Origin of the sequence: Nostoc sp. (genome assembly GCF_036917095.1) — a bacterium.
Taxonomy (GTDB): domain Bacteria; phylum Cyanobacteriota; class Cyanobacteriia; order Cyanobacteriales; family Nostocaceae; genus Nostoc.
In genome coordinates this window covers 207,206-217,906 of the sequence record NZ_JBALFH010000045.1, presented here as the reverse complement: position 1 = coordinate 217,906, position 10,701 = coordinate 207,206, and the positions used below count along the sequence as shown (strand labels likewise).

The following is a 10,701-nucleotide window of genomic DNA, read 5'->3' as shown; positions in this document are numbered from 1 at the left end:
AACAACTGGGTATAAACAAAAAATCAACTTTTATATTAAGCTTAAAGCTTGTTTTTGCTTGAGTTTTGCTATTGGTTGCAATTTTCGTTTGATTTTTGGAAATCCCAAAGATCCCTCAATTTTTGTTTACAATTTTGGCAAATATTCGCTGTTAAATATCTGTGAAAAAGAACCTCAAACCCTTACCCTGTTTAGGCTAAAACCTAATTGGAGATATCTATTATCGGCAACGCGATCGGAAACTTTCTGGTGGTCAACAATAGCAAATTGCGTAGGCATCGCCCGTGGTATTCTGAAAGATCCACCAATTTTGATTTTGAATGAGGCAACCTCTGCGGTAGATAATGAAACGGAAGGGGAAGCGGCTATTCAGAAGTCCCTAGCTGCGATCGCTCAAAATCGGACAACTATAGCGTAGGCAAAGCCCGCCGTAGGCATCGCTCGCGATCTTTCCACGATTCGTCACAGTCATTGCATATATGCGATGGATTGCGGTCAAATTGTGGAGCAAGGTTGTAGTTTGTACGCCAAAATATGAGATTGACAACTATCAACACAAAGCAAAGTTCATGACAGGATGGCACTTTTCTAGAGAAAATAAGTATTGGTATTTCCCTTTAGAAAAAGCATCAGAGCCACTAAACCTTTTTCAATGATACGAAATTTACTCAAAATTATAGAAGTCTTTCTGGCTCTAATAAAAAAAGCGCCCAAAGCACCGTAACCAAGTATCCCGATCTTTTTTATCTTACCTCATGAGTTGAAAAATACTCGCAATAAGTTTAAAGTAATATTTTAATTTCTCATGCGATACCTAAAAAATAGCCAGCCCAAAACTAGTATATTTGGTTACTTTGTTAAGGTTAATAGCCAAATAGTTCATCAAATTATCAGAAATTATTATCAATCTGATGGCTAATAAACAGTTAATTGAGATACATAAATTACAATGACAAAAGTGTCCACAACGTCGCCTAGAGAATGGAAAAAACCCCAAATATCAGCCTTAGCTCGTCTGCTTCTAGGACTAACGATCTTACTAATTTGCTTGGTATACAGTGTCACGCTTGGTGCAGCAGAAATACCTCTAAGTAAAACTTTGGCATCTTTTTTCACCTTTGACGCTTCCTATGAACACTTAGTTATTCAGACAGTGAGATTACCGCGATCGCTCATTGCTATTTTTGTAGGAGCAGCCTTGGCAGTATCAGGAGCCTTGATGCAAGGTTTGACACGCAACCCCTTAGCAGATCCAGGGATTTTAGGTATTGAATCGGGAGCCGCATTGGCTGTAGTTGGCACAATTTTTGTTTTTGGCAGTTCGTCCTTGAGTTTTTTAACCGTTGTAGCCTTTTTGGGTGCAGGAGTCACAGCGATATTAGTCTACTTGCTTGGTTCTCTAGGAAGAGGAGGGGCTACCCCATTGAATCTCACAGTAGCAGGTGCGGCGCTCACGGCTCTAATTTCTTCTCTCACCACTGCCATCCTCATTATCAGCCAACGAACGCTAGAAGAAATTAGATTTTGGTTAGCTGGTTCATTAGCTGGGCGCGATATCAATATGCTCTTGCAAACATTGCCTTTCATCGCCCTTGGATTAGTCGTTGCTTTTGCCCTTGGTAGACAAATTACTACCATGAGCCTCGGTGACGATGTGGCCAAAGGTTTAGGTCAACAAACAGCTTGGGTCAAAATCATCACAGCTATTAGCGTCGTTTTACTGGCGGGAAGTTCCGTATCTATTGCCGGGCCAATCGGCTTTATTGGCTTAGTTGTTCCTCACATGGTGAAATTTTTCATCAAAGCTGATTACCGTTGGATTTTGCCTTACTCCGCAGTTGTGGGCGCAACTTTACTCCTTGTTGCAGATATTGCCGCCCGTGTATTACTCAAACCGCAGGAATTACCTGTAGGTGTGATGACAGCACTGGTTGGTGCTCCTTTTTTTGTGTACCTGGCTAAGTCAAAGGTGAAGAAATGAAGCTTAATTGGCTAGTCATTCGTTCTCAGGGGATATCTTTTCGGCTTGACCGACGTATACCACTGATGCTGTTATATTTGGCAGTAGTAATTGTGGTGGCAATGGTGATGAATCTGGGTAAAGGTGAATATCCGATCTCGCCCTTGGACATTATTAAAACTCTATTCGGTATAGATACAGGCAACCCAGACCATGCTTTCGTGATTTACGATCTGCGCCTACCTCGCACCCTTGTCGCTTTTATGGTAGGAGTGGCGTTTGCTATTTCTGGCACTATCTTTCAAGGTCTAACACGCAATCCCTTGGCTGACCCTGGTATTATTGGCATCAATGCAGGGGCAAGTTTGGCAGCAGTGACAGTCATTGTGCTATTTCCATCAGCACCGATTTACACTTTGCCTCTTTCAGCTTTTATTGGTGCTTTATTAATGGCTGTTTTAATTTATGTTTTGGCTTGGAACAAAGGTAGTTCTCCGATTCTATTAATTTTGATGGGTATTGGTTTATCTGCGATCGCCAGTGCATTCACCAGCTTGATGATTACCTTTGGGGAAATTAGTAATGTTAGTAATGCTTTGGTTTGGTTAGCTGGCAGTGTCTACGGACGCACCTGGGAACAAGTGTTTTCCTTTTTACCCTGGTTGATTGTTTTTGTCCCGATGGCGTTGATACTAGCAAGGCATTTAAACGCTCTTAATTTAGGAGATGATGTTGCCAAAGGTCTAGGTACTCGTGTGGAATGGGAGCGCGGTTTACTAGTGCTGGTGGGCGTAGCCTTAGCAGGTGCAGGAGTTGCCACTGCGGGAATGATTGGCTTTGTTGGGTTAATTGCACCTCATTTAGGCAGACAGTTGGTAGGTACAAATCATCAGGGGTTAATTCCCACTTCGGCACTGTTGGGGGGAGTGATTGTTTTGGTCGCAGACTTACTAGGGAGAACGCTGTTTGCACCTATAGAACTTCCTTGTGGGGTGGTAACTGCTGCTATCGGCGCTCCTTATTTTCTTTACTTATTAATTCGTAATCGTCAAAAATAAAGCTTATGAAAGGATTATCAACCAAAAGTCTCTCTTTAGGTTACAACGGTGCGTCGATTATTCGTGACTTGAATTTGGCAATCCCCACCGGACAAATTAGCGCTTTAGTTGGTGCTAATGGTTGCGGTAAGTCAACCTTGTTACGAGGGATGGCAAGACTGCTTAAACCACATAGCGGTACAGTATATCTTGATGGGGAGTCTATTTTGAAGCTTTCCACTAAGGAAGTGGCTCAACAGTTGGGTATTTTGCCCCAAGGGCCAGCCGCACCGGAAGGCTTAACAGTCAGAGATTTGGTAGCACAAGGGCGTTACCCTTATCAAACCTGGTTGCAGCAGTGGTCAGAAAAAGATGAAACAATTGTGCAGCAAGCGCTCTTGACTACAGATTTGTTGGAGTTGGCAGATAAAGCATTAGATACTTTATCTGGTGGACAACGACAGCGAGCCTGGATTGCGATGGCACTAGCACAGGATACAAACATTTTACTTTTAGATGAGCCGACTACCTTTCTTGATTTGGCACACCAGATAGAAGTTTTAGATTTGTTGTATGAGTTGAACCAAAGTCAGGGAAGGACAATTGTGATGGTATTGCATGACTTGAATCAGGCGTGCCGTTATGCTGATTATCTAGTTGCTCTCAAAGATGGTCGGATTTTTGCGGCTGGGGAACCACAGCTAGTGATGACCCAAGAGATGGTACAGGAGGTTTTTGAGTTGGAGTGTCGGATTATTTCTGACCCAATTTTGGGAACCCCAATGTGTGTGCCGATAGGACGTAAGGGACTCCCAAATAAAAAAATATCCCATCGCTTTTAGGGCACTTAGCTGGGGGAGGAAAAGTCGTTTTGATTCCAAAAATTGGATAATTTATTTTTTGGAGTTCTCTAAGGGAAAGTTAACTTCCTTGCAAACAAACAGTTTTTCTTTAAAATTCCAAATAGATTCAAACCATCAGCTTTGAACTTTTGTGTTGATGTCTTAAGTACCGATGAAAAAAAAGAATCTACATAGGTTTAGCTAATAGAGGTAGTATTTTATTTCCTTAATTTAGGCTAACTTAATTTTCGGGCGGGTTTATTACAAGGATCGCAAGCGCGGACGAGCCACTCCTGTGGTTGCCTTTGGGTACAGGCACATTCCAAGGAATTGCTCCCAAAGAACGCTTACTGGGATACTTATAGAAGCATATCTCTTTATTGAGATAGAAAAAGTTAGTTTACTATTTTAAGGCTAGAATTTATTTTCTAGCCTTTTGTATTTAAGGCATTTCAGCAATCAGAATGTGGAATTAAACAGATGCTTGTCTGTTGATTCTTCCTTGTTGCCCCATTCTGCTCTTACATGCATCAAAATCGTCGATATCTAGTGGGCTTACTTGAAATCTACTGAAAAAGTTGAGTAAACTATTTTATTTAAGAGCAGCTAAAGTCCGGCGTCCAATTATTCCGTCTGCTCTTAATCCCTTAGATTTCTGAAATTTGATCGCCGCTGCACGAGTTTTGTTATCAAAGACGCCATTCACACTTGCTGTATAAAATCCTTGCTGTTTTAAGGAATTCTGAACAGTTTTCACTATCTCTCCCCTGCTGCCTACTGTAAGTACAGTACCACTACTACGCTTTGCTACACTATTAGACTTGCGCTTGGCATTAACCTTTGGTACAGCATTAGCTTTTTTTGCCATTTTACCTTGCTGAGTACTTTGTGCAATGTGGGTAGCAGTAGCCGCATTTTGGCTTTTATTATTGGTTAAAGAGTAAGCAGGCAAAGCAGTAGCTAGAGCCAGAGCAGGGAGCAAAGCAAGTACTTTCCAATTCATCTTTTTGTTCCTATCAACTATATGAGATTTTGCAATTTTGATTTGAAGAGTTATCTTTATCAGGGTTTGTGCCTTATAGTGATTCTCCTCAGTAAACTCTGGTGTGTAGGGTTTAGTATGAGACTATTTCCTAAGCCAGAGCTATAGCATTACACGTAGTATTGACAGAGCTATTGCAAAATTGTGACAAAAGCATGACTAAATGAATTAAAATTTATGTCATGCGAGGTCGCGCTCTTGATATTAGACAATTCCTCTAATATCCTTCATCTCCCCCACTTTTGACTCTCTAAGCTGTTCCACATTTAAATTGCATAGCTAGGGCGGGCAAGATGCCCACCCCACAAGAGTTTGATTTAATCTGAATTATGCAATTTAGATGTTTTTTAGCTTAGTAGTCTGTCTCATTAAATTTGAGAGATAAGAGAACGAACCGCGTTCGCGTAGCGTCTCGCAGAGAAGGACGCAAAGAGCGCGTTCGCGTAGCGTCTCGAAGAGAAGGAAGAAGAAAAGAAGAGAAATTGGAGAATTTATTAACTTTGTGAGATTTATGGAAAGAAAATCAAGTGTTTTTCTTCCCCTGCTCCCATCATTTTGAGTTGGTCGAGTACTAGTCCCTTTTATCCTCCGAACCCAACATTTTCAATAACTTTCTTGCAACTAATACGCCTACAACTCCTGCACCAACCACTTCCGCCGCTTGTACAACTTTTTTGCCCACATCATGGGGGTCAAGGTGATGGTGAAAAATCTCTTCATCCAGCCATTCACTAGTAGCTTTAAAATCATGAATCGGAGTTGGTAATAGCGTTAAATAAGTGCCTTGACGGATTAAATGCGCGGATTCGCCTGCAACTTCCAAAATATTGAAAAAGTTAGCAGCAGCATCATTTAACCCCAATTTTAAGAGAGTTCCGCGAATATTTACCTTTGCTGGTTTGAGGTCTTCGCCTAAAGCGATCGCTTTCAAATTCCGAGCAATATTGGCTCCTTGTTGATAAGCAACTTGGGCTGTTGCCGGTAGGGATTTATCCTGAACTGCTACACAATCCCCGCCTGCAAAGACTTCTGGAAAGTCGGGTAGTTGCATTGTGGGAGTAACTAAAAGGCGATCGCGACGATCCCGATGTTCTTGGGAAATTGGTAAATCTTTAATTACTGGATTAATAGAAGTACCAGCTGTCCAGATTGTGGTATATGTTGGCAATATCTCAATTTGCTCATTGCGCTTATATTCAATGGCGTTGGCATGAATGCTAGTAGCTTCTGCTCCCGTAAGAATCTCAATTGCGATCGTGCGTTTTTGTAATTCTTTCTCGGCAATTGGGCGCAGAGGATCGTTGATATCACTGTTGAGGATTTCTTTACCGTGATTGAGCAGTACTACACGGATTTCACTAGAATTACCTCCCAAAGCGCTATACCAATGTGGGAGTAAATCAGCTAGAGTAGCTGCCATTTCTACACCAGTTGCACCACCACCAACTATAACAATTGTTAGCAGTTGACGACGTTGTTCTGGATCTTCAGTTTGCACAGCTCGTTGCAAACAGTCGTGCAAATGCCGATCGATAGCGATCGCATCTTCTTGTGTCCAAAAAGGGAAAGCGTGTTCTTTAGCACCTTCCAAATGATGATAACCAGTAACACTACCCAAGGCTAATACTAAGTTACTGTAGTTGTAGGAATTTCCCGAAGCTAATTTAACTTGTTGTTGATGCAAGTCTATCGATTCCACTGCATCTTGAACAAAGATGACACCACTGCCTTTAAGCAATTCTACAAAACGCGGTACTACTTGAAAAGCATCCATCTCGCCACTGAAATATTCGTAGAGTAACGGCTTAAAGCAAAAGCTTTCGTTTTTGTCAATCAAAATTACAGAGCGAGGATAATGTTCGTGAGCCAGGTGTAAGGCTGTAAATAAGCCAGTGAACCCACCACCGACAATAACAGTTTGATAAACTGGGCTGCTCATAAAATATCTCCAAAGTCTTGTGAAGTCAGGAACTTGTTCGGATGTTACACATTTAAATTCAGATTATTTTGTCTCAATTAGAGGCGCAAATCACGATTCTCAAATTAAGACTTTTGTGATTAGTCTATTAGTCATTTGTATTTACAAATGACTAATGACGAATTCGTTATAAGAATAGAAATAAAGTTATTAAACCAACGCTAAGGATAATAGCAAACGCAATAGCGTATTCAACTCTGCGACTAAAAAATCCTACAGCAGCAATTAGAGCGATCGCTAGCCCAATAATGCCAACATATTGCTCTTTTTGCAACCCCCGTGCAATTAGCGGATCTTTACCTGGTGCTGGAGTTTCTTGAACTGCTTTTGGGGCGAGTTCTGATGCTGGTAGTTCTTGGATGAATAAATTCATAAACTTACTCCTGAAAATATTTGGTGAACTGAAAATCTTTATGCCCGCCAAAGGTAGATAAGCGAGAAAAGGAAGACCCAAACCACATCAACAAAGTGCCAAAATAAAGTTGTGGCACTTGTACCGAAGTGAGTTTTATTATAATTGCCTGGAATAAATGAGCGAATCAGCATAATTATCTGAAGCAGAACACCAGCCAGAACGTGTAAACCGTGGAAACCTGTTAGCAAGTAGAATGTAGAACCAACTAATCCTGTAGTGAGCTTGAAATCAAGATTTTTCCACTCAATTAATAGACCAATTAAAAAGTAGGTTCCCATTGCGATCGTTATCAGCCATAGCCAACGAAATTTACCCAGTTGATTACGTTTGAGGGCATTTTCTGCTGGTTGAATAACAAAACTACTAGAAAGTAATACTACTGTATTAATAATCACGGGTGTAGACAATTCTGGCCCAGAAATACCGGGTGGTAACCAGTTAGTAGTATTCAGTCGCAGAGCAACATAAGTAAAAATAAAACTCAAAAAAATGATACTTTCCGACAACAGGAATACAGTAAACCCGAACATTCCCTTGCCATGATGATCTTCATGACTCCCGCCACCACTTGGCAAAAAGCGCTGTAACCAATTTGGTAAGCGTCGCCGCCACTGGTCAAAACGGATTGGACTTTCATCGATATGGATGCTGCGACGTTGCATGATTCGTAATTAATAAATTCAGGTTCCATCTGATTTTTCGGACATAGCGAATTATCTTTAAAAAACCTCCGCGTACCTTTGCGCTAACCTTTGCGTACCTTTGCGTTAAAAAAAAAGCTAAAATTTAGCGCAGCTTTATAAAAAAACGGAATTACTCACCATTATCAGAATTTTCCACGAATGAATATTTTGGATCGCCATAGTCGTAAGGAGGTCTGCTGACAACAGGAATCTCTTCAAAGTTATCTCGCGGAGGTGGTGAGGAAGTTGTCCATTCCAGCCCCGTAGCGTGCCAAGGATTATCAACTGCCCTCACTCCATATAGCCAGGAACCGACAATGTTAGCAATAAATGGCAGCGTGGATACTCCCAACAAGAATGACCCAAGGCTAGAGATGACGTTCCATCCCTGATACTGGGGATCGTAGGAAGAAATTCGGCGTAGCATCCCTTGTAAACCTAATGGGTGCATGGAGAAGAAGGTGATATTGGCAGGAATAAAGGTCAACCAGAAATGCAGCTTGCCCCAACCCTCGGCGTACATCCTTCCAGTTATCTTGGGAAACCAGAAGTAAATTCCGGCAAAGATTGCCATCGTAATGGTATTAAAAACGATGTAGTGAAAGTGACCCACTACAAAGTAAGTATTATTGACGTGGATATCAAATGGCGTGGCGGCAAGCATCACACCAGTGACACCGCCAAAAATAAACATCGCTGCACCTCCCATTGCAAATAACATTGGTGTCTCTAGGTGCAACTTGCTCCTCCAAATTGTGGCAGTCCAAGCGAAGGCTTTAACACCAGTGGGTATGGCAACTAACATTGAGGTGGCCATGAAGGTCATCCGCATCCAGTCGGGGGTAGCACTGGTGAACATATGATGCACCCAGACGAAGATGCTAATCACAGCGATACCTAAAGTAGCGATCGCCACTGACCGATAGCCAAATAGGGGATTGCGAGAAAATGCTGGCAGAACCTCCGCAATAATACCGAAGGCTGGTAGCGCCATGATATAAACTGCTGGGTGAGAGTAGAACCAAAATAAATGTTGGTAAATAATGGGATCGCCATTTCCCTCAGGTTTAAAAAATTGTGTACCGAAGGAGAGGTCAAGTAACAGCAGTATCAATGCAGCCGTCAAGGAAGGCAAATTAATCAGCTGCAACAACTGGGCGCTAAAAACTGACCACACAAAGACTGGCATTCGGAAAAATGTCATCCCTGGCGATCGCATCCAAAATATAGTGGTGACAAAGTTGACAGCCCCCATAATTGAAGAGATACCTATCAGTACTAAGCTAACTATCCAAATAAATTGACCGTTAATAAAATGATCGCCTGGAACTTGCAGACTAACTGGTGGATAAGACCACCAGCCAGCTTGTGCAGTCCCGTTAGGTAGCAAGAAGCTAGATATTAGTAGAAGACCTGCTGGTGGCAGAATCCAAAAAGAGATGGCGTTGAGCAGGGGAAAAGACATGTCCCGCGCTCCAATCATCAGTGGCACTAGGTAGTTAGAAAGACCTGCATTGAAGGGAATAATCCACAGGAAAATCATGATTGTCCCGTGCATGGTGAACAAACCATTGTAGAGGGGGCGGTCAACTAAATTTGATTCCGGGGTGAGCAATTCAGCCCGGATGATCATCGCTAACAGCCCGCCCAGAAGAAAGAAAATGAAGGTCATCACCATGTACTGAACACCGATTACCTTATGGTCGGTGCTGAAGCTGAAATATTCCCGCCAGTTATTCTCAGGTTCTCTATCCTTGGCTATAGCTTCACTCAAATCATGTGTCATTATTTATTTTCCTTTCATTTGCTATAGCAGGTTGAGCAGGTGCGACGGTGTGCCAGCCGCTTTTGAATAAAGTGTTTGGTGGTTGGATATTTTCGGCAACTGCCTGATTTTTTGCGATCGCTACGCCAACACCAGAGGCGATCGCACTTTCACCGCTAGACACTGTTTGCGCGAGCCATTGATTATACTTATCAAGGGATTCAACGTATACATCTGTCTCCATCAAGGCAAAATAAGTACCACTATATTGAGAATCTTTCAGTCGATATTTGCCTGGGCGAATGGGTGTTAGCACAATGTCAATGTTGCGCCCTGGAACAATATCCTGTTTTAAGCGAAACTCAGGAACGTAGAAACCGTGGATGACATCCTGTGCTTGCATATTTAAGCGAGTGCTGCGATCGATCGGCAAGTGTAATTCCTTACTGGTAAAATTATTTGGATAGCGGAAAGACCAATCCCACTGCTTAACCAAAACATCAATTGTTTCAGATGCAGGTTTGGGGACATCGCTAACGGTTGCGGCGTAGGCGGGTGCAGATTCTAGGGGCGCGTGCAAATGCACAATTCGGTTTAGACCCAAAATATCTAATTGCTGATAAATATTGAAGCTTTGGAAGGCAATCCATATTACTAGCAGAGTTGGGGTGGCTGTCCACAATATTTCTAGCCTCGCATCACCTCTCGAAGGGTGTCCCTCGCTGTAGTCTTCCGGGCGGGCGCGATGAAAGGCGATCGCATACACCATAACACCAACAAGCCCCAGCAAGATAAATGCTCCAATTGAGACTAAAAAGCTAAATAAATCATCTACCCGTTGTGCTTCTGTTGTAGCCTGGGGAGGCATCCAAGAAAACGCCTGCTGCCCAATCCACCGACTGACAATCAGCAGCGCTGCTACATAAAAGGCTATAAGTACATATTCAAAAAAACTAAACATAATAATTTCATGTAAGAG

General features: G+C 42.3%; 9 protein-coding genes and 1 pseudogene. 4 read left to right on the top strand and 6 right to left on the bottom strand.

The window, feature by feature from the left end; all coding sequences use genetic code 11:
- Positions 1 to 227: 227 nt before the first annotated feature.
- The 4 genes and pseudogenes from V7L01_RS29190 to V7L01_RS29175 all read left to right on the top strand — a co-directional run.
- Positions 228 to 538 (top strand): annotated as a pseudogene (locus tag V7L01_RS29190) (hypothetical protein); the annotation flags it as partial.
- A gap of 411 nt (positions 539 to 949) precedes the next feature.
- Entirely contained in the window at positions 950 to 1,981 is a 1,032-nt protein-coding gene (locus V7L01_RS29185) for a FecCD family ABC transporter permease (protein WP_335041120.1), read from the top strand.
- Complete coding sequence (locus V7L01_RS29180) at positions 1,978 to 3,018, top strand: FecCD family ABC transporter permease (protein WP_335041117.1); 1,041 nt, start codon at positions 1,978 to 1,980, stop codon at positions 3,016 to 3,018. The genes V7L01_RS29185 and V7L01_RS29180 overlap by 4 nt, the downstream gene beginning before the upstream one ends.
- A 5-nt stretch (positions 3,019 to 3,023) precedes the next feature.
- A complete protein-coding gene (locus tag V7L01_RS29175) occupies positions 3,024 to 3,839 on the top strand; it encodes an ABC transporter ATP-binding protein (protein WP_335041114.1) in 816 nt (271 codons plus the stop codon).
- 592 nt (positions 3,840 to 4,431) lie between these two features.
- Here the strand turns inward: V7L01_RS29175 and V7L01_RS29170 are convergent.
- From V7L01_RS29170 to V7L01_RS29145, 6 genes are all read right to left on the bottom strand, one after another.
- Positions 4,432 to 4,842 (bottom strand): peptidoglycan-binding domain-containing protein, encoded by a 411-nt coding sequence (locus V7L01_RS29170; protein WP_335041113.1) that lies wholly within the window; start codon positions 4,840 to 4,842, stop codon positions 4,432 to 4,434.
- 610 nt (positions 4,843 to 5,452) lie between these two features.
- On the bottom strand, positions 5,453 to 6,820 hold the full coding sequence (locus V7L01_RS29165) for an NAD(P)/FAD-dependent oxidoreductase (RefSeq protein ID WP_335041111.1): 1,368 nt from the start codon (positions 6,818 to 6,820) through the stop codon (positions 5,453 to 5,455).
- A 166-nt stretch (positions 6,821 to 6,986) separates the two neighbouring features.
- Positions 6,987 to 7,232, bottom strand: coding sequence for a hypothetical protein (locus tag V7L01_RS29160; RefSeq protein ID WP_335041108.1), 246 nt, complete (start codon positions 7,230 to 7,232; stop codon positions 6,987 to 6,989).
- 38 nt (positions 7,233 to 7,270) lie between these two features.
- Positions 7,271 to 7,936, bottom strand: coding sequence for a cytochrome c oxidase subunit 3 (locus tag V7L01_RS29155; RefSeq protein ID WP_335041107.1), 666 nt, complete (start codon positions 7,934 to 7,936; stop codon positions 7,271 to 7,273).
- 151 nt (positions 7,937 to 8,087) lie between these two features.
- On the bottom strand, positions 8,088 to 9,743 hold the full coding sequence (locus tag V7L01_RS29150) for a cytochrome c oxidase subunit I (RefSeq protein ID WP_335041105.1): 1,656 nt from the start codon (positions 9,741 to 9,743) through the stop codon (positions 8,088 to 8,090).
- Positions 9,733 to 10,683: a cytochrome c oxidase subunit II gene (locus V7L01_RS29145; RefSeq protein ID WP_335041104.1), complete on the bottom strand. Its 951-nt coding sequence runs from the start codon at positions 10,681 to 10,683 to the stop codon at positions 9,733 to 9,735. Before V7L01_RS29145 ends, V7L01_RS29150 begins: the two co-directional genes overlap by 11 nt.
- Positions 10,684 to 10,701: the final 18 nt, after the last annotated feature.

Excerpts from the sequence above, each read along its gene's own strand:
- V7L01_RS29185 (WP_335041120.1), top strand. The coding sequence starts at position 950 with ATGACAAAAGTGTCCACAACGTCGCCTAGAGAATGGAAAAAACCCCAA.
- V7L01_RS29180 (WP_335041117.1), top strand. The coding sequence starts at position 1,978 with ATGAAGCTTAATTGGCTAGTCATTCGTTCTCAGGGGATATCTTTTCGG.
- V7L01_RS29175 (WP_335041114.1), top strand. The coding sequence starts at position 3,024 with ATGAAAGGATTATCAACCAAAAGTCTCTCTTTAGGTTACAACGGTGCG.
- V7L01_RS29170 (WP_335041113.1), bottom strand. The coding sequence starts at position 4,842 with ATGAATTGGAAAGTACTTGCTTTGCTCCCTGCTCTGGCTCTAGCTACT.
- V7L01_RS29165 (WP_335041111.1), bottom strand. The coding sequence starts at position 6,820 with ATGAGCAGCCCAGTTTATCAAACTGTTATTGTCGGTGGTGGGTTCACT.
- V7L01_RS29160 (WP_335041108.1), bottom strand. The coding sequence starts at position 7,232 with ATGAATTTATTCATCCAAGAACTACCAGCATCAGAACTCGCCCCAAAA.
- V7L01_RS29155 (WP_335041107.1), bottom strand. The coding sequence starts at position 7,936 with ATGCAACGTCGCAGCATCCATATCGATGAAAGTCCAATCCGTTTTGAC.
- V7L01_RS29150 (WP_335041105.1), bottom strand. The coding sequence starts at position 9,743 with ATGACACATGATTTGAGTGAAGCTATAGCCAAGGATAGAGAACCTGAG.
- V7L01_RS29145 (WP_335041104.1), bottom strand. The coding sequence starts at position 10,683 with ATGTTTAGTTTTTTTGAATATGTACTTATAGCCTTTTATGTAGCAGCG.